Source organism: Anaerococcus urinomassiliensis (assembly GCF_900128425.1).
Classification (GTDB): Bacteria; Bacillota; Clostridia; order Tissierellales; family Peptoniphilaceae; genus Anaerococcus; species Anaerococcus urinomassiliensis.
The window spans coordinates 1,919,089-1,944,080 of record NZ_LT635782.1 but is presented as its reverse complement, the minus strand read 5'-3'; the positions used below and the strand labels follow the sequence as shown (position 1 = coordinate 1,944,080).

Sequence of the window (24,992 nt, the reverse complement as noted above, 5' to 3'; positions counted from 1 at the left end):
TCCTCTCCTATATAATTATTCTGCTAATTTATCAACGAAATTCTTTGTAATAACTTGTGGTCTAGTTATTATTGATCCAACTACTACACTATAAGCACCAAGGTCTATAACCCTCTTTGCCTTTTCCGGTGTATTGATATTGCCCTCAGCAATGACCCTTGCACCTACATTTTTGATAATCTTCCTAAGTATAGCAAAGTCATCTGCCTCGATCTTATCTTCCCTAGATTGGTCTGTGTATCCAACCAAGGTTGTGCCAACAAAATCAAAACCAAGTTCATCTGCATGGATAGCTTCTTCGACAGTAGAACAATCAGCCATCAACAATTGGTCTGGGTACTTGTCTCTGATTTCCTTATAAAAATCATCAAGACTAAGTCCATTTGGTCTAATATCTCCTGTAGCATCTAGGGCTATGACATCTACATTAGTTGGTATAAGTTCCTCAACTTCAGCCATAGTTGGTGTTATGTATACTTTCGAATCGTCATAGTCTCTTTTAACTATGCCTATAATTGGAAGATCCACTTCTTTTTGGATTTCTCTAATATCTTCGCTAGTATTCGCTCTGATGCCACTTGCCCCACCTACTTTGGCAGCTCTTGCCATCCTTCCCATAATAAATGAAGAATGCAAAGGTTCATCAGCCAAGGCTTGGCAAGAAACAATGAGCTTACCCTTCAAAGATTCAATTTTTTTACTATCGCTCATTCCTTCCTCCTCATTTAAGGCAATTATATACCGTCTTGAATATAATTTCAATTTACTTGGCACATTCAGAAATTACTTTCAATAAAAGGCAAAACAAGATAACATTTTCCCGTTTTCCCTAAGTTTTTGGTGAAAGTGAATTCAGGAAAACAAGAAAATGATATGACCTTATTTTGCTACAAACAAAAAAAGCTGATAAGGCAGAATTAATTACCTAACAGCTCTATTTTATTAATTTTCACACACAAACAAAAAGTGGTTGCTTGCTGATAATAAATTTTCATTTTTTGAGTGGCTTTGGTGCCATGATAAGTACGTGTGAAAACTTTCCTCGGTCATTTGGTTTATTTTATCTGCTAAAAGTTCAGAAAATCCATCGCTTGCTATTCTTTCTTTTATTTTTAAGTTTTCGTTTTCTAGCATTTTTGTGCATTCATCTAGGGTGAAATATATGAACGGAGTGTTTTTAACCCTCAATTTTCCTTGGTCAAAAAGATTTGTTGACATGAAATTTGGATTGTATTTAGTTTCTGTCATTGGGATCATATCGTGATTTATAAATGCTATTAAGATATGACCACCTTTCTTACAAACTCTTTTAGCCTCTTTTAGGGTAAATTGTCTATCTTTTTCATTTGATAGGTGATACATTGGACCAAAAAGTAATACTAAGTCAAAGTAATTGCTAGCTAGATCACCCATATCCATGGATGACTTTTTGTAAGCTTTGATATTTTTAATATTTTCTTGAGAAATCTTCTCATTTAACTTTGAAAAATTAGCACTGGATGGCTCAAATGATACTACCTCATCTACTTTTTCTGCTAAATAAAGGCTATATACGCCTGTTGCCGCTCCAATATCCAGAGCTTTTGTTTTGCTATTTATTAGTTTGTCAATTTCATTAACTGTCGTTATTTTTTCAACTGATCCAGCCTTACTTTCAAGCCTTTTTTCTTCATCAAAAATTTTGTATAGTTCATCATTTCTTTTTAAATCATCGGTAATTTTTAAAACATCATTTATGTCCATTTCTTACTCCCCATCTAAAACTGTATCTGAAAATACTATCAATGTATCTAAGCCCGTTGAGTTATAAAGGGATAGGAAGCCGTATTCTACTATATAGACTTCTTTGTTTTCCTTATATCTTCTGTCTGGGCTGCCGTCTTTGTTGGTGTGCTCGTAGGTTTTGCCAAGGACTGTAGCATCTTTTGCTGGAGTTTGTTCTTCTAGGAAGGTCATCTTGCCTAGGTTGGTGTCTATGTCCTTAAAGCTTAGGGCATTTACCTTGCTTCCTTCTTTTATCACAATAGAATCTGGCAAAAATATAAATTTGCTTGATGTGGCATCTAGGGTAAAGGTCTCTGCGTTTGTTTCTATCTCGTCGTTTCCCTTGTAGTAGTTTATTGGTGTGCGAGATAGGATTTTCATATCTGCGCCTGTTTCTTCTCCCAGATCTTCTGCCTCTGTGACTAACCAGACATCATCTGATTCCATAATGCCTTCTAGGAGTTTGTTGGTTCGGCTTAGCTCCTTGGCCGCCTCATCTGTGAAGTCGTAGTCTATTTTTATGGTATTGTTATTTTTACTATATAGGCCGAAAACCAAACCTAAGGCTGATATGATCAAGAATAGTGGGTTTACTATTGCAAGACCTATCCCTGCTATAACTAAGAGAACGGCAACAATCTTGTTGGTCTTGTTCTGCTTTTTGGCTGCCACTAAGTCTCCCATATCTCCTGATCTGATATTACCAACATCATTTGTAAAGTTTTTGGAATTGGTGCTTACATCTTCTCTTTTATTGCTTGCTGTGGCCTTTTGGGCCTTGGTCTTATTAAAAGGGTTTTTGAATTCCTTTTGGTAGGATACTCCTGTGCCTGGTATATAGGCTGTCCCACGAATATTTCCCTTGGCTGTTTTTGTAAGCCTAAATCCTTTGCCACCCCAGGAAATTCCTGGTCCTGATTTACTCATATTTACTCTAAATCCCTTGCCGAGATTTATGCTTTTTCTATATCTAAATCCCATATCATTCTCCTTAATAATATTATACCAAAGAAAAGATTTTTTATTAATATTAAATATAATTAACTTGACTTTTAAAATATTCAAGTATAATAATGATACAAGTTAACAATATTCAAACTCATTTTAAGAAAGAGGTTTTTATGAATAAATTAAATACAATCAGAACATCAATCCCTGCTTTTATGAAAGCTTTATTTAACAAAAACACTCCTGCAAGTGCAAAAATCGCCGTACTAGCAGCAGTACTTTACGCAGTAATGCCAGCAGATTTGGTAGCTGACGTTGTACCATTTTTAGGTTGGTTTGACGATGCAGTTGTTATGGCGATCTTGTTTACAATTGCAGGCAAAATGATCCCAGATACTGTTATGGATGAGAAAAAAGATGAAATAGAAGATTTAAATTACGAAGAAATTAAATAGTAATTGAATATATGTCCCAAGCCATAATTTTAATGGTTTGGGATTTTTTGTTATTAAAAAAAACTCAATTTAATTAATTACTTTACTAAGTTTATTTTAGTAAAATATTTTGCTATAATAAAAGTAGTTAGTATTACTAATTTTTCATAAGGAGGAAAAAATGGATTATATAAGACTAGCTAAAGATAACGAACAATATTGTATAAATATTAGACGTGAGTTACATAAAATTCCAGAACTTGAGCTGGACTTACCAAAAACGATTGCATTTGTTAAAAAACAATTAGAAGACCTTGGCCTTGAATATAAGGAATACGTTAATGGAAACGGCCTATCTTGTGTAGTAGAAGGTGACCAAGAAGGTCCATGCCTTGCTATTAGGGCTGATATGGATGCTCTTCCAGTTGCAGAAGAAACTGGACTTGAATTTGCATCTACTCACCCTGGACAAATGCACGCTTGCGGACACGATTCACATACTGCTATCGCTCTTACAGCTGCAAAAATCATAAATGAAAATAAGGATAAGCTAAAGGGCTCTGTTAAATTTATCTTCCAACCTGGCGAAGAAATCCCTGGTGGTGCAAAACCAATGATTGAAGAGGGTGTACTTGAAAATCCAAAAGTAGACTATATCGTAGGTATGCACGGCGGCCACCTTGCAGATATTCCAACAGGAAATATTGGATTTAAAGACAATGAAATGATGGCTGCTATGGATAAGTTTACTATAGATGTAATTGGTAAGGGAGGACATGGTGCAAGCCCACACCTAGCTGTTGACCCAATTGTTATATCTGGAGAAATCCTAATGGGTCTTCAAAAAATTATCTCAAGAGAAATTGCTCCTGTTGATAGCGCCCTAGTCTCTGTATGTAAAATAAACGGTGGATTTACACAAAACATTATACCTGATAAGGTTGAAATGATGGGAACTGCAAGAAGCCTTGACGAAGGTGTTAGAGATGTTGTCGAAAAAAGAATCGAAGAAATCTGTGATGGTATTGCAAAAACTTATGGTGGATCTGCAAATGTAAATTACGAAAGATTTTATCCTGTTTTAATTAACGACGTTGATTTTACAAGCAAGGTAAGAAATGTAGTTAGTGATTTATTCCCAGACGATGTTTATGAAATGCAAAAACCTGTAATGGGTGGTGAAGATATGGCATTTTACCAACAAGAAGTCCCAGGATGCTTTATGTTCCTATCAAACATTAAGGCTCACTCTGATGGGGTTTGCTATCCAAACCACAACTCCAAATTTGATCTTGACGAAACCTTATTCTACAAGGGAATTGCAACATTTTTAGCTACAGCCTTTGAAGCATTAAAATAGGAGTTTTCTATGACAAGTTTGAACTTTAAAAAAGATTGGTCGATGCATTTGACCCTGCTTTTGGTGGCCCTTCTTGCAATTTTTATCGGTCCTAAAACCCTAGAAATTGGAACAATAACCATAGTATTTTCTCCACTAATCTGGGCTATGATTATTTCCTTTATCCTATTTAAGTCACCACTTAAGACAATAAGTATTGAAAATGCACCAGTAGCAAATACTATGATGAGTATTATGCTAAGTATCCTTATTGCAAAACTAGGAGTTACAAGTGGCGCTCAAATCGAAGCAATCAGGCAAGCGGGCCTTGCCCTTGTTCTACAAAACTTTGGTAACCTTGGAACCATCCTACTATCTTTACCAATTGCCCTTCTTCTTGGCTTAAAAAGAGAATCAGTTGGCATGTGCCATGCCTTAAGTAGGGAGGCAAATGTTGGCCTTATTCAAGATACTTACGGTGCAGAAAGCCCAGAGTTTAGGGGTGTAATGGCAGTTTATATCATAGGAACAATCTTTGGTCCTATCATACTAAGCCTACTTACATCAATTTTTATAAGCCTTGGCATTGTTAGCCCACTAGGAGCAGCAATGGGTACAGGCGCTGGATCTGCATCAATGATGACTGCAGGCCTTCAAGCACTTATTGCAAGCTATCCAGAAATGGAAGCTCAAATGACAGCATTTGCGGGTCTTTCAAACTTGATTTCTTCTGTTATTGCCCTACCGCTTGGTATATTTTTAGGATTGCCACTAACAGAATTCCTATATAAAAGACTAGGTGGCCGCAAAAGAAATGTAGATGAGGAGAAAAATAATGGAAAAATTTAAGATAGAATTACCAGGACTTATCCAAGCACTGCTTGTAACAACTGTCGTGTTCATCTTTGCAAATGCACTTGGAGAAGAAACTCTTACAAGCTCTATACCAGGAATGCTGGTTTTGGCAGTAATATCTCTAATAGGATATTTCCTATCCTATGTTATTCCTCTAAAGAAAGTAACATCTGTACTATGGATTTCAATCATTGCAATCCTAGCTGCTAGCCCAATCTCACCTATATCAGAATTTGTAATAGAAAGTGTTGATAAAATTACAATCAACGCTATCATTACACCAATCCTTGCTTATGCAGGAATTATTATAGGAAAAGACTGGGGAGCATTCAAAGAAGTTGGACCTAAAGGTATTATTGTATCAATATTTGTAATTGCTGGTACATTTTTAATATCAGCCCTACTTGGTGATTTCTTCATGGGAATCTTTAACTAAAATATTCTATAAAAAACAAAGCCCTAGCCTGTTAATTTTTTTTAACAAGCATGGGCTTTTTTAGTCTAAATTAACTATCAAATCATATAGGACATTGATTCCTTTTTCAAAATATTCATAAGGTGTAAATTCTTCTGCGCTGTGGCTTCTGCCATTTACACTTGGAACAAAAACCATGGCTGCTGGATAGTGCTTGCCAAAAACTAGGGCATCATGGCCGGCTCCTGATGGCATGATAATATTAGAATATCCCCTATCATTTGTATAATCTACCATTTTATCAATCAATTTTTCATCCATCATAGTAGCTTCTACATCCAAGGTCTTCTGAGCCTTCCAAGAAGCCCCAACTTCTTTGGTCAATTGATCTAGGAGTTTTGCAATTTTACTATAAATTTCACTTACCACATCCTTGTCAATCGACCTAATATCAACAGAAAATTCTACCTGTGAGGCAACTATATTCATGCCACCAGGTTTTACATTTATTAGGCCAGTTGTTGCAACAGTACCCTCACCTGCTTCTTTGGCAAAGTCAGAAATTTTCCCAATTACCTTTGCTGCAATATCCACCGGATCTTTTCTCATATCCATAGGAGTAGTTCCAGCATGGTCAGCTCGTCCATTTACAATAATCATATACCTTTCCATGCCAACAATCCCATTTACAATTCCAAGATCGATTTTCTTTTCATCTAGGACTGGTCCTTGTTCTATGTGTAGCTCTAGGAAAGTTCCTATGCGGTCCTTATCCCATATAACTGATTTGATATCATCTGGATTTAGACCGTAGGTAGTCATAGCCTCATGAATAGAAATACCATCTTTGTCGGTAAAATTATTAATTTCATCATCACTCACTTCACCCATTATGGCCCTAGATCCAAAGTAACCCGTACCAAACCTAGTGCCCTCTTCATCCATAAAGGCTGCTACTATGTAATCCCTATCTAAAGTTATATCATTTTCATCTAGTAGCTTTGCAATTTCAATAGCAGACATAATTCCTGCTATACCATCAAAGTTACCACCATTAAAAACAGAATCATAATGAGACCCACAAAGTATTGCGGGTTTTGTTGAATCTCTGCCCTTTCTAATACCAAATATATTGCCTACTCCATCTTCAAAAACGCTAAGCTTAACATCTTCCATTAACTCTTTTAATTTATCCGCACCAGCCCTGGTTTCTTCTGAAAAAGGCAACCTGGTACAACCCTCAATTGGGCTTGCACTAAAGGCAGCAAAGTCCTTTAAATTTTTTTCTATTCTTTCTAATGTACTCAATTTTCCCTCCTATAATGAAATTATTTTATATAAAAGCATAAAAAACCCAAGCATCTATTAAAACTATTCTCCAAACAAGGGCTAGATAAGTCGTCTTGACTATTTCTTACTTTGCGATTTATCCTAGCATCAACTGGTATTGTTGACTCCTGTTTTTATAATAATCTTAAAAGCTTGGGTTTAGTTATATTCTTCAAAGCAAATTTCTTTAATTACTCATATCGCCATATCAAAACTGAAGTGTGTACATTGGACTTCTCCACTTTCTTTTATTCTCTAAGTTTCAACCGAGGCTTCTTAGCAATTTTTGCTACATATTTTATCTTAAAGAAGATTTTCTTTTGCGTATTCAATTATATCGTCAGATTCATACATTGCCTTACCATCTATAACAAGACATGGTACCTGGACCTTTCCTCCGACTTCTTCTAACTTCTTCTTATTTTCATCTCCACAAGTCGCATCTTCTATGTTATATGATGGGAATTTTTCAATGTCATTTTCTCTAAAGAAATTTAACACCTTCAAGCAATATGGACAATCTGGCTTAAAATATAGCTCAAACTGTGAGTCTTCACTTTTCATTGGACTGTCCTCCTTTTCCATCAGTTTATGAAAAATATATTTTTCTTATTTATATTATACCCAGCAAATGATTTCCTAAACACTTTTTTTATTTTTTTTAATTAAAGTCAACAGGAGCCATCAAAACTTTGCCTGTTCCTCTGTATACATTCACCAAGCCTTCTCCACTTACTGCCGATCCCACTAGTGAACTTGTTGAGCGTTCTACTGTAAATTTCAATGATCCCGACCAAGCTATGGCAAATGACCCATCTATTTTTAGTTCATCATCAACTAAATCGATTTCGATTAGTTCATTTCTAGCGACTGGTGACTCAAGGGCAACTACACCATCTCCTTTTAGGCTTAGGTTGAATAGTCCCTCTCCTCCGGCAACAGCAGATGAAAATGAGCTTCTTGTTGCTATTTTGTGTTGGAGACTCGCTTCACTTGCCAAATAATATCCATCTTCTAGAACTATTGATCCATTCCAAGCCCCAACATCAATAAGAATTATATATTTGTAGGTAGGTTCTAGGACTATCATGCCTGTCCCATGGTATTCTGGTTTTACAGCAGTTTCCTTGGTAACTGTACTTCTCAAACTTTTTCCTATAAGATCACCAACTCCTTTGATACCAGAACTTGCGTTTACATCTCCTATCATCCATTGCATAGAACCCGCCTGTACAGTAACTGGGCCTTGTTTTAGGTCACATACTAGTTGTTTTAACCTAACACCCATCTGTGAGGCAAAGTATTCTCTTTGTGCAGTTTCCTTGGTAACTGATAAGTCTCTTTTGTACTCAGCAACTCTAAAAGCACCCATCTTGTAAGTTACGTCAATATCATCATTGTTTAGAAAATTATCAATTTTATACATAAGAACTCCTTATACTTTTGTACTTATTATATCAAATTATAATTAAACATATTAAATCTATCTATTAATGATAATATTATTTTAAATAATGAATCTTAAATCATATTCCAATTATTTGCCTTTAAGATTTGCAAGTTTTCCTCGTTAGTTGTGCAAATCTTGCCCTTATAAGGAATTTCATAGCTCATCTTTTTGCCTAAGTGTAGGAAGTTTATAATAGTTTTATTAGATTTTTCTTCTATTTCAAAGTCTTCTATTTCATTAGCTGGCAACAGGGTAAAATTTCCCCTACTTGAATTGCTTATTTCTTTTTCGTATATGCCTTTTGGGCTGAAGTATAGGATAAATGTTCTAGTAGAATCCATAATGTAAAGTATACTACTAAGCATAAGTTTAGCTAGCCCTGTTTTTGTATCATTATGTTTCATTGCCACCAGGAAATTTTTATTATCGTTAAAGTTTTCTTCGACCTTTGCTTTTATCTCATTTTTATCGTTAAATAATAGTCCCATTGTCTTCTCCTATTTAAAAATAAATACTTCTTTGATATCTTTGTCTAGGACCTTGCAGATTTTGTAGGCTGTTTCAAGCGTTGGGCTTATGGTGTTGTTTTCATAGGCCATGATTGATCTTCTTTTTAGGCCAACAGCAGTTGCTAGCTTATGCTGAGATAGGCCTTTTTCCTTTCTAAATTCTGCAATTCTATTTTCTATTTGAACTTCCACGTGATTATCCTTTCATAGAAAATGTTACATTTTTAGTACTAAATATGTTACATTTATAGTACCAAAATTTATTTTAAATGTCAAAAAATATTTTTCAACACAAAAAGGGACTGTTGCAAAATAGATAAATCGTTCCAATATCATTATGGCACCCTCTAAGAAAATTTGGCCTCCATGAGCCGGCGGGCTAAATCTCAAATTTTCTCAGAGTGCACCCCAATGATGGAACGATATATATCTATTGATTTGCAACAGCCCCTTTCTCGTTTATAATAATATTGCAAAAAGCAAGATCGGGCCTACTACTATTAGTAGGGCTGGGAATAGTACTTTTAGAGCTGCTAGAAACATTGCTAGTTTGTCGTATTTTTCTAGATTGTCGTCTTCTAGCAAGGATTCCTTTTGATAGATTTCGTCATTGGATTTGCCAGAGAATCTATCTATTGGTTTTCTCATAAAACACTCATCTCTTCTAATTTTGATTCTTGTTTTTTCTTTAGTTCCTTGTTTTTATCGTAAGCTTTTTGTTTTTCTTCTTCGCTTACTTCCATCAAGTGACAAGCTACAAAGTGGCCATTGTCGTAGTCTTTGAGTTCTGGCTCATAAGTTTTACATATGTCCATAGCATACTCACATCTGGTGTGGAAACGGCAACCCTTTGGTGGGTGTACTGCTGATGGGATGTCCCCTTCTATTACAGCAAGTTCTTGGCCTTGGTCCACGTCAGTTCTTGGGATGGCTTGTAATAAAGCTTGTGTGTATGGGTGTAGTGGTTTGTCAAAGATTTGCTCTGTGCCTGCAAGTTCTACTAGTACTCCAAGGTACATTACTCCTATTCTATCAGAGATGTATTTTACTACTGATAGGTCGTGGGTGATGAATAGGTATGTTAGGTTGTTTTGATCTTTTAGGTCTTGGAGTAGGTTTATAATTTGTGATTGGATTGATACGTCTAGGGCACTTACTGCCTCATCACAAACTATAAAGCTTGGTTTGAGGGCAAGGGCTCTGGCTATACCAATTCTTTGTCTTTGTCCACCTGAGAATTGGTGAGGATATCTGTGAAGGAAGTATGGTGCCAGTCCACATTTTTCCATGGTTTCTTGGATATATTCGTTGTATCCAGCTTCTTTTCTAGATTTGAATAAATCGTGTCCTAGTACACCTTCACCGATGATATTTCCTACAGTGATTTTTGTATCCAAAGATCCGTATGGGTCTTGGAAGATCATTTGTAGGTCTTTTCTCATTTTTCTCATTTCTTCTGAGTTTAGTTCAGATAAGTCTATACCGCTGTCTTTGAGGCTTTCTAGTTCTTCGAATCCTTCTTTTGAGCTTAGACTTTGTCTATATTCATCGACTATGTTTATTTTTTCGCCGACTTTTTTTGAAAGTTCTGCTCTTTTTGTGGTTAGTTCCTTGTATTTGTTGTCATTTTCCAAAGCTTTGTGGTAGGAATCCCAATCACGAGATCTCATTTTGAGCTTGTCTTCGAATTCTTCTATGTCTTGTAGGACTGCTGCTCTTTCTCTTAAGACTTTGTAATAGTCTTCTAGAAGGTTTGATACCTTAGATAGGTCATCACTTGCTAGTAATCCACCGGCAATTCTTACCATATTGGTGTATTTTTCTTCAATTTCGTGACGTTTTAGCATAGCGCGTTCGTTTATTTCTGCACGTACTTCGTCAGTATCGGCACCTTCTAGCTCAGTGTATATAGCATCCAATTCCTCTTTTGCTTTGGCATAGTTTGGATATTGGCCTGGTATATTTTTAATCATTTTGCCCATATATTCTGGAGCAATATCTTCTATTGTTTTGCCATAATATAGGGTGGTTCCTTCAGTTTGTTCGTAGATTTGTAAAAGAGTTCTACCAAATGTAGATTTACCACAACCAGATTCCCCAACTAGGCCTAGGGTTTCACCTTCGTAGATATCTATTGTGATAGATTCGTTGGCATGAACATAGTCTCTTGGTCCCTTATCAAATATAGATTTCTTTTTTAAAGGGAAATATTTTTTAAGGTTTCTTATCTTGAATAAGACCTTTTTATCGTTAGTTGTTTCCATTTTCCCTTTCCTTTCTATTTGGATAATGGCATCTGATTCTTTGATTCTCATTTACAGAAACAAGTTCAGGCATTTGATTGATACATTTTTCTGTTGCAAATTTACATCTGTCGGCAAATTTACATCCCTTTGGTAGGTTTAGTGGGTGTGGTACTGAACCTGGTATAATGTCCAATCTCTCATTCTTATCACTTGTTATAGATGGTATAGAGTTTAGTAGGGCTACTGTATATGGGTGGTTGTAGTCTGTAATATCTCTTTTGAAGATAAATTCTACTGGAGATTGTTCTACTATTTGTCCAGAATACATAACCGCTACTTCATCTGCCATTTGGTTGATAACCCCAAGGTCGTGAGTGATAAATAGGATAGATGTGTTAAGTCTATGCTTTAGGTCATTCATTAGCCTTAGGATTTGAGCTTGAATTGTTACGTCTAGAGCTGTTGTAGGCTCGTCAGCTATTAGTAGCTTTGGTTCACAGGCAAGGGCCATAGCGATCATAACCCTTTGGTTCATACCACCTGATAGTTCAAATGGATATTGTTTAGCAACAATATGTGGGTTAGGAATCTTAACAGATGCAAGGAGCTCCTCACATCTTTTGGCTGCTTCAGCCTTAGTCATATGTCTGTGAAGAATCAAAACTTCTGATATTTGCTTTTCAACAGTAAATACTGGGTTTAGTGAGCTCATTGGCTCTTGGAAAATCATGGAGATTTCATTTCCCCTGATTTCTTCCATTTGTTTTGTGCTATATTTTGTTAAATCTTCGCCTTTGTATAAGATTTCTCCCTCATAGATCTTTTGGTTAGGTTCAAACAGCCTTAAGATAGACATGGCTGTTTGGCTTTTTCCAGAACCAGATTCACCTACAAGTCCAAGGGTTTTTCCTTCATCGATAGTAAATGAAACGCCATTTACAGCTTTGATTAGGCCTTTTCTTGTGGAGAAATATGTGTGAAGCTTATTTATTTCTAGTAATCTCATCTTTACCTCTATCTCTCATTTGCTCTTGGGTCTATAGCGTCACGCATAGCATCACCTATAAGGTTTACAGAGAAAGATGCTAAGAATACTGCAAGTACTGGGAATATCCATCTCCACCAGTAGACGTTTAGTACATCAGAGCTTTGTGCTGCTGTCAACATATTACCCCATGATGGAGTAGGTTCTTGTACACCAAAACCTAGGAATGATAAACCAGATTCTGTTAGTAAGTTACCAGCATATCCAAGTGTTGCGTTTACTATAACGATTGAAAGGATATTTGGTAAAATATGTTTCATCATAATTGACCAGTTCTTAACACCAAGGGCACGAGCTGCAGTAATATAATCACGTTCACGTTCCGCAAGGATTTGTCCACGTACTAGACGAGCAAGTCCTGTCCAACCTAATAAACCTAGAAGAATCATTACCATGGTAATTCTTTGGGTTTGGCTAGCCCCTGGTGGCAATAGTGCTGATAGAGAGATAAGCATTGGATAAAATGGGAATGATGCTATAATCTCTGAGATTCTCATCAAGATATTATCCACACGTCCTCCAGCAAAACCAGAAATCATACCTATAAGTACACCAAGAACTACTTGAAGTACTGTAGAGATTAGGGCGATAATCATAGTCATGCGACCACCGTGGATTAGTCTTGTGAAAATATCACGACCTTGGTCATCAGAACCAAATCTAAATCCGTTTAATCCCCAAGTTTTGATCTTGCCTTCTTTGTCAACTGCATATTGGTTGAAGTAGGATGCGTATATTTGATCAAATTCTCCATCTGGAGCATTCAATTCACCATAGTTATCCATTCCCCAAGTATAAATCTTTCCATTTTCATCAAGGGCTGTAAAGGTAGAATCTCCACCTTGGATATCTACTATTGGAGCCTCAAATTCTGGAACATTGTTTCCAGAAATACCAGCTCTAGATGGTCCCCAAACATAAAGTTTTCCTTTGTCATCAAGGGCTGCAGCTGAGCTAGATGTTAGTGCAACTTTTTTGACAAAAACTGAACCATCAGCCAATTCTTTTGGCATAGCTGTTTGGTTTTCTGCGCCCATTACACCTAAAAGTTGAACTGTTCCATCTGTCTTTGCAACAATCATATTGATTGGTGATGTATCAAAGTCTTCAACTTGGCCTTGAACTGTTGATGGAATCAAGTTCAAACGGCTGGCCATTGTTGAACCCCAAACCACAAGGTTTTTCTTTTTGGTAACTATAGCTGAGTATTGAACACCAGCACCAATTTTTTCTATACCTTCTTCTTTGATTTGGGCTTCTTGCATTGGCGGAATCTTTGTTTGGTCAAAGGAGTTGTTACCCCAACCATAAAGCTGGTCATCTTCTGTAGCTACAAGGATATGTCTATCACCAGCTGCCACATCTTTGATTTCTTTGCCAGCAAGGCCTTCTTTTACTTTATCAGGTATGGATGTAATATTATCTTCGTTGTTTGATCCCCAAACATAAACATTGTTTTCGTTTGTAAGACCAACAGCAAAGGTATTACCCATTGAGATTTTTTTTGTACCTTCTTTTTCCATTTCACCAGGGAAATTCATATATGCCCCACCTGGAGCAACATTAGTAAGGTTACCTTGTGAATAGTATTGGTTAAAAGGTAGGACTCTAGAACCTATAAATACAACTAGTATTATAGCAAGAAACATTATAAGTCCAATAACACCAAGTGGATTTCTAAAGTAGTTTCTTAGTGCTACTTGACCTGGTGAAAGTATTGCCTCTTCCTTTAGGTCCTTATTTTCTGTAGACTTATCCCCTTGTGGACCAACATTTGGATTTGGTCCATTGAGATTTTCTCTCATCTCTTTATCTAGTCTATTATCTTCTACTTTTTTAACTTCGTTTTCATCTATTCCATCTGCAAATGTAAAGCCTCTAAGGAGATATGACTTTAAAAATTTCTTATACGATTTTAATGATTTGTTAAGTGTCTTGTTCATATTTCCCCTCTTAAGCGTCTAGTTTAACCCTTGGATCAACTAGCGCATAGGCTATATCCATTATCAAGTTTCCTAAAAGTGTAAGTATAGCATAAAACATTGATAGGGCTAATATAATATTGTAATCTTGGGCCATAACTGCAGAAATAAGTTCGTTACCAATTCCTCTATATGAGAATATTCTCTCAGTAATAGCAGAACCAGAGAACATACCTAATACTGCCCATGTTAGGGCTGTAACTACTGGAATAAGTGCATTTCTAAAGGCATGTGAATAGACAACAGTCTTTTCTTTAAGACCCTTAGATCTTGCAGTTCTAATATAATCTTCGTTTAGGGCATCAAGCATTGAGTTTCTAACATATCTAGAAAGTCCTGCGAGAGATCCTATAGTAAGTGTAAGAGTAGGTAGAGTTAGGTATCTAACCCATTCTTTAAATTCGTTGGTCCTAGGCATACCATTTGCTGGTAACCATTTAAGTTTAAATGCAAAAATATAAATCGCAATAAGACCTATGAAAAATACTGGGATAGATAAACCAACCAGTGTTAGAGTCTGGAAGAGCCTATCAAAGACCCCTCCCCTATGGGTGGCCGACCTTATACCTATCAGTATCGATAAAACAAATGAAATAATAGTAGAACCAATATTTAAAAATATAGTATTCTTTAGTGGTTCTTTTAAATATTCTTTCACATCACGTCTAACTCTAATTGACTCACCAAAGTCACCTTTAAGGGTTCTGCCTAACCATCTAACATATTGCTCTGGATAGGACTTATTTAGTCCATAACGTTCAGAAAGTGTCTCATAAAGCTGTTCCTCTTGTGCCTTAGTCATACGGGTTCCTTGTGGCATCATGGCCTTGATTGGATCCCCAGGCATAGCTTTAGAGAAAGTAAATAGCAATATAGATATGATTATTGCAACTGGTATCAAGTTTAAAATTCTCTTTACTATATAACGGAGCATAATTTCCCCTTCCTATTTTGTTATATAATTGATTTTTTTATATTTACTAAATCGTTATCATTTGAATAATTTCTATGTATTTATTTAGTAAAAATCAAATAGGTTAAAAACCCCAAAATAACATTTTTTATAAGTTATATATTAATATATTGGCCCAAATTTGTCAAATATTATTAATATAATAACAAGAAATATTTATCATTTTTATGTATAATTATTTACATATTTGTTTATTAATTCTCTTTATATTTATGCAAACAAACTAATAAATCCACCAAATTATACATTATCATTAACTAAAAAAGCTCACCTAGGTGAGCCCTTTTAGTTTTAAGAGATTTTCGATAACTATTTAGCTATTGTAATTGCGTTAACTTGATCTGCAAATTGCCATGTTGGAGTATTTACATCAAATCCTTCTACTCTGTTTGTGTAACCTGTGTGGAATAGGTTAGAGTATAGAGGAATTTCTGGTAGGTAGTCATTGTACCAAAGTTGGAATTTCATCCATTCGTCTAGGAACGCTTCCTTATCATCTGGAGCGATTCTACGAAGTTTTTCTGTAATTTCATCAACTGTTGGGTCATTTGTTCTTGTCTTGTTATCACTACCCTTTGAGTTGTATTGATACCATGGGTCAAAGATTGGTGCAAAGTTAGATCCCATGTTAAATGCTGTATATTCTGCATCTTCTGTTGGAGATGTGTAGTATTGCATTAATGTTGCAAAGTTACCAGCTGTTACGTTATATTCCATACCAACTTGTTTAGCGTTATTTGGAAGTTGGTTGGAGATTAGTGTTGTGATTGGTGAATCATCAGAACCGTATTGGTTTACAACTAGTCTCTTGCCATTTTCATCGTATCTGTAGTAGTCAAATCCATCTGGGTCTGCTGCAAATGCTTCGTCAGCTTTTGCCTTATCCCATGGAGTTTTGCCGTCTTCTTCAAATGTAAATGGTGTTTTGTCAAGTAATTCGTTAGCTGTATCAATGTTTAATTGATAGTTGATCATTTTTGGATCGCTTTCTAGGTCAGCTCCTTTTTCCTTGTACATCCATTGGCTTTGACCATACATACCGTTTGTTACTACACCGTAACCACCAGCATATGATTGTACGAATGAGTTTCTATCCATTAAGTGAGCGATAGCTTGACGAACTTCTTTATATTTTGTGTTTCCTCTATCTGTTAAGAATGTAAGGTTACCATATCCAGATCTTTCAAATTCGTTAAATTTGATTTTACCAGCATCAGCTGCAGCTCTCATTTGGTCAATCTTACCACCATCAGCTTCAGATTCCCAAATATCTATGTCGCCATTTTCTAGTAGGTCAACAGCAATATTTGTGTTTACTGTTTGTACTATAATGTGTGGAACTGTTGCCTTATCACCCTTAGCATTTCCTGCATAGTTAGGGTTTAGAGATAGTTTAACCATGTTGTTTTTGAATTCATCAAACATATATGGTCCACATACAACTGATGGGTTTACCCTATAGTCATTGTATATGTTAAGCATTGCTTGTTCGATTAATTGTAAGCTTGGGTCAACATCGCCATTCATCTTATCTTCAAGAATTTTTATTTCTTCTTCATGGGCTGCTTTTGCTTCTTCGTAAGCTGCTTTATCATCTTCAGATGCATCTGCACCTGGAGCCTTTACATTCTCTTCAAAATCTGCATTTAGATTGTCGATTTGTTTTTGAAGGTCATCTTTATATTTTTGGATTTCTTCTTCACTTGGTTCATAACCATCTTTTGCAACAAGTTTAGTACCATCTTCGTTAAGAACAAGGTTTTCACTTACTGCATGAAGTGGGAATGGGTCAGCTGAAGCTAGAGCTGCTTCTTCAAAATATGGTAGGAATGAGCTATCAATAGTAAATTCGAATGTGTAGTCATCGATTTTCTTTAGACCTTCAAAGAAGTCAACATCATTGCCATCTGCATCCTTACCTGTGTGGTAAGCTTCATATCCCTTTAGTGAGTCAGCACCTATTGATGTAGATCCTGTTACAGGTATATATGATGGGTGAGTAAAGATTAAGTTACCATATAGGTAATTATCTGCTGTAATTGGCTCACCATCAGACCATTTTAGGTCTTCTTTGATTTTATATTGATATGTTTTTGAACCGTCTTCGTTTTCAGTAACTTTTGGTTCTCCATCAAGAACGGTCGGGTTATTTACCCATTGACCATTTTCGTCTTGAACTACAGTAGCGTAACCAGAGTTACCTTCGATACCTAGTAATTTTCTTACACTAACGTCATTTGCATTGTTTGTCCAACCAACAAGGTAGTCGCCGTTCATGTCAGCTTTACCAAGTACTAGGGTATCGTCAGATGTTTGAGCTTCAAAGTTTTCTACTTCTTCGCTTGCTTTTTCGTCTTCCTCAGTATTTTCGCCTTGATCATCAGTTGTTTCTTTTGCATTATCTTCGCCAGCTTCATCTGTTGCTTCTTCAGCTTTATCTTCTGCTGCAGCATCTTCAGTTGTTGCTTTATCAGCGTTATCTTTTTCAGTATTAGCTGAATCAGTGTTTCCTCCACAAGCTGCTAGAGTTGTTGCCAAGCCTAGTGCCATTAGGGAAGAAAATACTTTTTTAATTTTCACGAGTATACCCTCCATTTAATGTTATATTAAGTAAATTTTAATCCATAAATCATATTTTGTCAACAGGATAAAGCTGTTATTATTTATCTTGTTGTATATTTATGCGTTGTGATGGTTGATTTTTCAAGCTTTGAAAATCACTCTCAAATAATTATGAGGAAAACTTTATTCTAATAATGTAGTAAACGTAGGCGTTCCAGCACTTGGCTAAAGTTCTTGTTATTTTTTTCACTTTAGGCCGCTGTATTTTCTTTATACATTTTTATCTTATATATACGAAAATAAATTTTTATTTTTTTGTGAAAATTTCTGCTAAAAGTTTGTTATTATAATCACTTATAGAGAAAATTACTATAAATAATCCAATTATGATATTTACTTATTAGATTTTTCTTTTTTAAAAATGTAATAAAAAACTATAAAGGGTGATATTATAAAAATCACTGGCAAGATTAATTTTGAAAATGTGAAATAATCAATCTCATCTAATTTGTCCCCCATATTTTTTACAGCTTGAGGGAAAGCTATTACTGAAATGGCTAGAAAAATGCTAAGTATTAAAAACGGCATTTGCCTTGGATCCTTGTTTAAGGCTCCCTCCATTATCCCAAAGTAATATAGTAAATAGAAAATAAGTCCAATGGCTGCATATAAGAAATCCCAAAAAATATTTGCTATAGGGGACTTATCTTCTCCTTCATCTTTTTTGAAGTAGTCTATATCGACTCCAAAAATTTCTGATAATTTAACAAGATTATCCATGGAAGGTTCGCTTAGTCCTTTTTCCCATTTTGATACAGCTTGTCTTGATATATTTAGTTCTTTTGCCAAATATTCCTGGGTTAGATTCAATTCTTTTCTTTTATTTTTTATTTTTTCTCCTATCATAAGACCTCCTTATTGCTTATTTTAAGGAATTTTTTATAAAAAGCTAGCAACTATAGGGCAACTTGGGTGTTTTTGCCCAGTATTTCATAATTTTATGTTTTAATTTTTAAGTTTTTATTTATGCTGACATAAAAAAAGACCTCCTTATGTTAGTTTGCCGTCTAACTTTTGGAGGTCAGTTATATTTGCTCATCTACTATTTAGTAATGAGTAAAAATATCTTTATTCTATTTCTTTGCTAATTTGTATTATTCACCTAATGTTATGGCATTGATTTGGTCGTTTAGGTGCCATACAGGGCTCATTACATCAAATCCCTTTACTCTGTTTGAATATCCTGTGTGGAAGATATTTGAGTATAGTGGGATTTCTGGTAGGTAGTCATTGTACCAAATTTGGAATTTTACCCATTTGTCTAGGAAGCCTTCTACATCGCTTGGATCAGTTCTTCTCAAATCTTCTGTGATTTTGTCAGCTTCTGGATCATTTGTTCTTGTCTTGTTAAATGGACCTTCTTGTGAGTAGTATAGCCATGGGTCAAATGGCACACCAAAGTCTGATCCCATGTTAAATGCTGTATAGTCTGGGTTTTCTTTTGGATAGTTGTATAGCTCTATTAGAGTTGAGAAAGAACCAGATGTTACATTGTATTCCATACCAGCTTGGGCTGCATTTATTGGTAGTTGGTTGGAGATAAGGGTTGTGATTGGTGATTGGTCAGAACCATATTGGTTTACTACTAGTCTCTTACCATTTTCATCGTATCTGTAGTAGTCAAATCCTTCTAGGTCTCCCTTGAAGTTTTCTTCTAGTTTTGCCTTATCCCAAGGTGTTTTGCCGTCTTTTTCATATTTGTATGGGGTTTGGTCTAATAGTTCATTAGCCTTGTCTATATTTAGAGTGTAGTTGATCATTTCGCTTTCTACATCAGCTCCACGTTCCTTATACATCCATTGGCTTTGGCCGTACATACCATTGGTTACAACACCATATCCACCTGCATAGGATGCAACGAATTCGTTTCTATCCATTAGGTAAGCTATAGCTTGGCGAACTTCCTTATATTGGGTTGATCCTCTATCTGTTAGGAAGGTGATGTTACCATAACCATTTCTTTCAAAAGATCCTATTTGGATTTTGCCTTCATCGGCAGCCTTTCTCATTTGGTCGATTTTTCCACCCTTATTTTCATCTTCCCAAACGTCTATATCGCCATTTTCTAATAGGTCTACAGCTATATTGTCGTTTACTACTTGGAGGATGATGTTTGGAATTGTTGCCTTATCTCCTTTGAAGTTGCCAGGATAGTTTTCATTTAGGCTAAGTTTTGTCATATTGTTTTTAAATGATTCGAACTTATATGGTCCTGGTGTAACTTCTGGCTTAAATCTATATTCTTCTGTTTCAAAAATCGCAGCCTTGTCTATTAGTAGGCGAGTTGGGTCTATGTCGCCTTCCTTGCTTGCTTCAAGCTCTGCTATTTTTTCGTCACGATCTTTAAGGTCTTGGTCGTATTCTTCCTTTTCCTCGCTGCCATCTTTTGGCACTTCTGGATAATTTTCGTCAAATTCTTCTTTTAGTTTGCCAATTCTTGTATCTACTGATTGGATGAACTCTTCTTTATCTTGCTCTGTAACTTCATAGCCATCTTTGACTTGTAATCTCTTGCCATTTTCAGCTACTTGAAGGTTTGGTGCTATATAATGAAGTGGTCTAGCTCCCTCATTTGATAGAGATTGAACGTCAAAATATGGTAGTTCTTTGGCATCAATAGTTACACTAAAACTATGATCGTCTATTTTTTCTAGACCCTCTAGTTCATTTGAATCATTATTGTGGAAGGCTTCATAACCTACTAGTCCATCATCACCTATTTGTAGTGAACCAGTCATAGAAATGTAGTTGTAATCAGATTGTAAAAGTGTCAAAAATAGGAAGTCATCAGCTGTAAGAAGCTCTCCATCTGACCATTTTACATCATCCTTTAACTTAAATGTTACTGTCATTGAACCATCGTCATTATTTACGCTTGTTGGTTCTTCTGCTAAAATTGACTTGTTCCATTGCCACTTTCCGTTTTCATCTTGTACATAGGTTGTGAAACCATTGTTTCCCTCTATACCTAGAAGTCTACGAGTTTTAACGTCGTTGGCATCATTACCAAAACCTTGGATGAAATCACCATTCATTGATCCAACACCAACTACTAGGGTGTCGTTTGATGTTTGGCTTTCAAAATTATCCAAGTCTTTTTTGGCATCTTGGTCAAGGTCATTTTCTTCTTGTCTATCTGCTGTTTCATCTGTACTTTCCTTGCTTGTTGGATTTTGCTCACTTGTATTGATAGAATCTGAGTCTGATCCGCCACAAGAAGCAAGGGTTAGAGAAAGGCCTAGGGCCATTACAGATGAAAATATTTTTTTAATTTTCATTATTATGTCTCCCTTAAATTGTTTTCCTACGATTTATAATATACGATAAATATAGATTTTATCAATTTTTGCAAGATTATGAATATAAATGAATATTTATTTTCAATCTTTTACATAGTTGAAACTTTGCAAAAAAATTCGGGGCTGTTGCAAAATAGATAAATCGTTCCTATATCATTCGAGCACCCTCCCAGAAAGGTCTCTATCATTCGAGCACCCTCCCAGAAAGGTCTCTGTCAGCCGACGGGCTAATTACCACCCTGAGCCGGCGGGCTAAACCTCAAACCTTCTGGGAGTGCACTCCAATGATGGAACGTTAGATATCTATCAATTTGCAACAGCCCCGTTATTATAAAATTATTATTTCTTATTAAGGTAAGTGTTTGCAGAGTTTCCACCTACAAGCCTAAAGTATTTTATTGGAAGTCCTCTTGAATCTCCCATGTAGCCCTTGCGAGGTGTTACTGCTACACCATTTTTGCTGTAGGACATATGAATGATTGTATCATCTGTTGGGTTTAGGATAAATCCTGTGTGACCTGCAGCTCCTGCAGATCCACCTGGTCTACCTGCAACGAAGATATCCCCGTATTGGATTTCAGATTCCTTTACTTCATACATTACCTTGCCCTTTGTTCCCATTTGGAATAAAGTTTCGGTGTTGCCTACCCAGGCATCCTTGCCTAGGAATCCACCATATATTAGTGACCTATATACTGCTGATGAGCAGTCTGCTTGGCTGGCTGTATTTCTACCTGCTCCCATATTGTATGTTAGTTTGTTAGCTCTGGCATTGAACATCCATTCTATAACTTTATCAACAGATTTTTCACCTGGGATATTATTATCTTCTTTTGTAGCTATACCATTTTCATCGACATTGTAAACAACACCTTGTTGTGTAATTGTCTTGTTGGCTGTTAGACCATTTGATGTGAAATAGTAGTATTTGTCATCTATCTTCCACACACCTTCTTTTACATATCCGTTTTCGTTGGTGTGGTATTTTTGACCATTGTATGTTACCCATGAATTCTTAGGATTATTAACTAGGCCGTTTTTGTCGATATTATAGTATTTTCCACCAGCAATTATAGAAGTATTTTGGAATAGAACACCTTGGTCGTCAAATACGTATGTATTATTTCCCTCGTTAAATAGACCCGTTATTATAGAGCCGTTTTTATTTGTTCTATATGTCTTACCACCAAGGTTGAACCAATAATTCTTCCTATTGGTTGCTATACCATTTCCATCTACTGTGTAGAATCTTGATTCTGTTAGAACTTTTTTATTTGTTTTTAAAACTCCATCATTGTCAAAGTAATATGTTTTGTCGGCGATTTTAGCTATACCCTTTAATAATTTTCCATTATTGTCGTTATAGTATTTCTTACTGTTAATTGTCACCCATTTATTTCTTGGTGCAACCATTTCGCCTTCTCTTCCAATATCATAATGAGATTCATTTGTTACTAGAAGTCTGTTTAATTGTAAGATACCATCATTATTAAAATAGTATTTTTTGTTTTTGATTTCTTTGATACCTCTTACAATATGACCAGTCTCATCTGAATAGTATAGGTTTGCTCCCATTACAGTCCAATATGCCTTTGGATTTGTAGCATTACCCTTGCTGTCAATATTGTAAAATCTATCATTAACTATAACTTGTGCATTTTTAACTAACTTATTGTTTTCGTAATATTTTGTTGTATTCTTTTCCTCAACTATAACACCTGTTGCTTTTGGAGCATAGTAAACTTTATGATTAATATTTGTTTCTTCTGTTACAGTTTGATCTTCAGTAGTCTGATTGTCAGTAGATTTATTATCAACAGATTGACTATTTTCGCTAGTTTTAGCATCAACATCGTCAATCATTGTTAAAATTTCATCAAGGTTTTTATCGTTATAGTAAACTAGGTCATCTCTTTGTTCGTACTCTTCTGATTCTTCATTGACTTCATCAGTTAATTCTTCTTTTTGCCTAGTTTCAGAATCTTCGTTTTCTTCTTTTTCAATACTTGTATTTTCTTCATTTTCAATACTTGTATCTTCTTCAGCTTGTTCTTCTTCAAGATCTAGATAATCGTCTTTATTTTCTGAGATAGCCTCTTCATTTTCATCAAGGTTTTCACTACTTAGTGTGATGTCTTCATTACTATCTTCATTGCTATCTACTTGATCTAGGCTGATTGGTTGTACTTCCTTTAAGCTAGCATCAGAACTTTCCTCGGTGCTTACTTCAACATTCAGATCGTATCCTTCATCAGCATATGCATTTTCAGAAAGAGTTACAGCTTGAGATACAAATAATGTTGAGGCAAGCAATAATGTTTTATTAATTTTCTTCATATTTATTACCTCACTTTTATTACAATATAATTACAATAAGTCTATTTTTTTAGTTTACAGACCTATTATAAACCATTTAGTATGTAATTGCAACAAAAAAGTTACAATTTTTTGCACTAATTATATTTATTACCCAAAAAAATTAAAAAATTATTACAAATTTGTATTTAACTACAAAAAAATAAAGAAACGTGATAAAATTATAATAACTTAAGGAGGCCATATGACTTACAAAAAAATACTAGCAAGCCTTGCACTAATAGCTGTTTTAAGTGCTTGTAATAATAAAGAAGCAAAAAATGTCCAAAAAGTAGCAAATGATGAAGAAATATCTCAGGCTCTAGAGGACAATAATAAAGAAACTAAATCAGAAGATAGCAAAAAAGAGACAAGTCTTGCTGGAAAAGAAAGCGAGGCAACAGACTATGATAAGTGGAGAGAAATGATAGTCGAATTTGGTGAATTTGATGAAGACTTTGCCGATGAGCTTTCTGATGAAGAAATTGATAAAGTAGTAGAAAAAGCAAAAGAACTATCAGAAGAAACTGGCTACTGGGATCAAAAGGACTTTGTATTCCAAGAATTAGCAATTGAAAATCCATACAAATCTAACAAATTCCCTCTAGATTCAATAGCAGCAAAATACAACCAAGAAGCTGCAGTTGAAGGAGAGCTTACAGATAGGTTCAACTACGAAAGAACATTGATGGGAACTTGGGGCTATCCAGTAGATAAGGTTTGGGGAACAGATGATTATTATATCCAAGAAGCTCTAAAGATTGCCTATATGGAAAATCAAGAATTATACTTTGATGATTACGTAAAAAGAGCAGCAGATATACTATTTTTAAATAAACTTTCACCAGAAAAAGAAAGTGATGAAAGTACCGATGCAGAAAATGAGGGAGATTCCTCTGACATTTCCAAAAAAGAAGACGAAAAACCTAAAAAACCAACAATGAGAAGATTTGGATCAAGCCAAACAGACTACGATGCCATCAAAGCAGCAATGGTACAATACTATGAATTTTCTCCTTCTGTAGTAAATCAAATGACAAACGAAGATATAGATAAGGCCTACACCCGTGCCATGGATAGGCTAGAAGAGACAGGATTTGGAGATATAGGACTAATATTTGACGAACTAGGCAAGATGTACCCAGGTGCATCCACCATGTATCCAGGAGAAGAATAATTTAGCTAATAAGGCCTTCCTAGTACTAGGAAGGTTTTTTCTTGCTTTAGATGGCATTAATCAAAGTAAACTTGCAAGGTCTAATAGAAGCAATAATACCTATTTTTCACCGAAATCAAAATTTATCTCAACTTTTATATCTAAGGCCTTTCTATCCTTAAAAAATCCCACATTTTTACTCAAATCATAATAATCTCCATAGACTTATAATAATCCAATTGCTATGCATTTAATGTGCAATTACTATGAC

The 24,992-nt window shown here is 35.4% G+C and carries 22 protein-coding genes; 5 read left to right on the top strand and 17 right to left on the bottom strand.

Going from position 1 to position 24,992, the window contains the following annotated elements:
• Positions 1-15 precede the first annotated feature (15 nt).
• From BQ7474_RS10160 to BQ7474_RS10150, 3 genes are all read right to left on the bottom strand, one after another.
• Positions 16-711, bottom strand: a complete 696-nt coding sequence (locus BQ7474_RS10160) for an N-acetylmannosamine-6-phosphate 2-epimerase (protein ID WP_073998732.1) — start codon at positions 709-711, stop codon at positions 16-18.
• Between the two features lie 231 nt (positions 712-942).
• On the bottom strand, positions 943-1,743 hold the full coding sequence (locus BQ7474_RS10155) for a class I SAM-dependent methyltransferase (protein WP_073998731.1): 801 nt from the start codon (positions 1,741-1,743) through the stop codon (positions 943-945).
• 3 nt (positions 1,744-1,746) lie between these two features.
• On the bottom strand, positions 1,747-2,745 hold the full coding sequence (locus BQ7474_RS10150; RefSeq protein ID WP_073998730.1) for a DUF4236 domain-containing protein: 999 nt from the start codon (positions 2,743-2,745) through the stop codon (positions 1,747-1,749).
• A 140-nt stretch (positions 2,746-2,885) separates the two neighbouring features.
• Here BQ7474_RS10150 and BQ7474_RS10145 point away from each other — a divergent pair, with 140 nt between their 5' ends.
• The 4 genes from BQ7474_RS10145 to BQ7474_RS10130 all read left to right on the top strand — a co-directional run bounded on the left by BQ7474_RS10145 (position 2,886) and on the right by BQ7474_RS10130 (position 5,776).
• Positions 2,886-3,167 carry a YkvA family protein gene (locus tag BQ7474_RS10145; RefSeq protein ID WP_073998729.1) on the top strand — a complete coding sequence of 94 codons (282 nt, stop codon included), beginning with the start codon at positions 2,886-2,888 and terminating at the stop codon, positions 3,165-3,167.
• A 160-nt stretch (positions 3,168-3,327) separates the two neighbouring features.
• Positions 3,328-4,506: a M20 metallopeptidase family protein gene (locus BQ7474_RS10140; RefSeq protein WP_073998728.1), complete on the top strand. Its 1,179-nt coding sequence runs from the start codon at positions 3,328-3,330 to the stop codon at positions 4,504-4,506.
• A 9-nt stretch (positions 4,507-4,515) separates the two neighbouring features.
• The gene (locus BQ7474_RS10135) at positions 4,516-5,334 is read left to right on the top strand and encodes a DUF3100 domain-containing protein (protein WP_073998727.1); all 819 of its coding nucleotides are present in this window, start codon (positions 4,516-4,518) and stop codon (positions 5,332-5,334) included.
• Positions 5,321-5,776, top strand: coding sequence for a hypothetical protein (locus BQ7474_RS10130; RefSeq protein WP_082187929.1), 456 nt, complete (start codon positions 5,321-5,323; stop codon positions 5,774-5,776). The genes BQ7474_RS10135 and BQ7474_RS10130 overlap by 14 nt, the downstream gene beginning before the upstream one ends.
• A 60-nt stretch (positions 5,777-5,836) precedes the next feature.
• On the opposite strand, the gene BQ7474_RS10125 is transcribed toward BQ7474_RS10130, so the two are convergent.
• From BQ7474_RS10125 to BQ7474_RS10060, 14 genes are all read right to left on the bottom strand, one after another.
• Entirely contained in the window at positions 5,837-7,063 is a 1,227-nt protein-coding gene (locus BQ7474_RS10125) for a M20 family metallo-hydrolase (protein ID WP_073998725.1), read from the bottom strand.
• 324 nt (positions 7,064-7,387) lie between these two features.
• Positions 7,388-7,648 carry a glutaredoxin family protein gene (locus tag BQ7474_RS10120; protein ID WP_044567100.1) on the bottom strand — a complete coding sequence of 87 codons (261 nt, stop codon included), beginning with the start codon at positions 7,646-7,648 and terminating at the stop codon, positions 7,388-7,390.
• Positions 7,649-7,745: 97 nt separating this feature from the next.
• Positions 7,746-8,510 carry an AIM24 family protein gene (locus BQ7474_RS10115; RefSeq protein ID WP_073998724.1) on the bottom strand — a complete coding sequence of 255 codons (765 nt, stop codon included), beginning with the start codon at positions 8,508-8,510 and terminating at the stop codon, positions 7,746-7,748.
• Positions 8,511-8,605: 95 nt separating this feature from the next.
• On the bottom strand, positions 8,606-9,022 hold the full coding sequence (locus BQ7474_RS10110) for a histidine kinase (protein ID WP_073998723.1): 417 nt from the start codon (positions 9,020-9,022) through the stop codon (positions 8,606-8,608).
• Positions 9,023-9,031: 9 nt separating this feature from the next.
• Positions 9,032-9,235: a helix-turn-helix transcriptional regulator gene (locus BQ7474_RS10105; protein ID WP_073998722.1), complete on the bottom strand. Its 204-nt coding sequence runs from the start codon at positions 9,233-9,235 to the stop codon at positions 9,032-9,034.
• Positions 9,236-9,502: 267 nt separating this feature from the next.
• Positions 9,503-9,691 (bottom strand): hypothetical protein, encoded by a 189-nt coding sequence (locus BQ7474_RS10100; RefSeq protein WP_073998721.1) that lies wholly within the window; start codon positions 9,689-9,691, stop codon positions 9,503-9,505.
• Complete coding sequence (locus BQ7474_RS10095; protein ID WP_073998720.1) at positions 9,688-11,307, bottom strand: oligopeptide/dipeptide ABC transporter ATP-binding protein; 1,620 nt, start codon at positions 11,305-11,307, stop codon at positions 9,688-9,690. Before BQ7474_RS10095 ends, BQ7474_RS10100 begins: the two co-directional genes overlap by 4 nt.
• Positions 11,294-12,295, bottom strand: a complete 1,002-nt coding sequence (locus BQ7474_RS10090; RefSeq protein ID WP_073998719.1) for an ABC transporter ATP-binding protein — start codon at positions 12,293-12,295, stop codon at positions 11,294-11,296. Before BQ7474_RS10090 ends, BQ7474_RS10095 begins: the two co-directional genes overlap by 14 nt.
• A gap of 8 nt (positions 12,296-12,303) precedes the next feature.
• Positions 12,304-14,277 carry an ABC transporter permease subunit gene (locus tag BQ7474_RS10085; protein WP_073998718.1) on the bottom strand — a complete coding sequence of 658 codons (1,974 nt, stop codon included), beginning with the start codon at positions 14,275-14,277 and terminating at the stop codon, positions 12,304-12,306.
• Positions 14,278-14,287: 10 nt separating this feature from the next.
• On the bottom strand, positions 14,288-15,250 hold the full coding sequence (locus tag BQ7474_RS10080) for an ABC transporter permease (protein WP_073998717.1): 963 nt from the start codon (positions 15,248-15,250) through the stop codon (positions 14,288-14,290).
• A gap of 348 nt (positions 15,251-15,598) precedes the next feature.
• Positions 15,599-17,869 carry an ABC transporter substrate-binding protein gene (locus tag BQ7474_RS10075; protein ID WP_073998716.1) on the bottom strand — a complete coding sequence of 757 codons (2,271 nt, stop codon included), beginning with the start codon at positions 17,867-17,869 and terminating at the stop codon, positions 15,599-15,601.
• 375 nt (positions 17,870-18,244) lie between these two features.
• On the bottom strand, positions 18,245-18,757 hold the full coding sequence (locus BQ7474_RS10070) for a helix-turn-helix domain-containing protein (protein WP_073998715.1): 513 nt from the start codon (positions 18,755-18,757) through the stop codon (positions 18,245-18,247).
• A gap of 248 nt (positions 18,758-19,005) precedes the next feature.
• A complete protein-coding gene (locus BQ7474_RS10065; protein ID WP_073998714.1) occupies positions 19,006-21,189 on the bottom strand; it encodes an ABC transporter substrate-binding protein in 2,184 nt (727 codons plus the stop codon).
• A gap of 360 nt (positions 21,190-21,549) precedes the next feature.
• Positions 21,550-23,547 (bottom strand): peptidoglycan amidohydrolase family protein, encoded by a 1,998-nt coding sequence (locus tag BQ7474_RS10060; RefSeq protein WP_073998713.1) that lies wholly within the window; start codon positions 23,545-23,547, stop codon positions 21,550-21,552.
• Between the two features lie 223 nt (positions 23,548-23,770).
• On the opposite strand from BQ7474_RS10060, the gene BQ7474_RS10055 reads away from it, so the two are divergent.
• A complete protein-coding gene (locus BQ7474_RS10055; RefSeq protein ID WP_073998712.1) occupies positions 23,771-24,742 on the top strand; it encodes a hypothetical protein in 972 nt (323 codons plus the stop codon).
• Positions 24,743-24,992 lie beyond the last annotated feature (250 nt).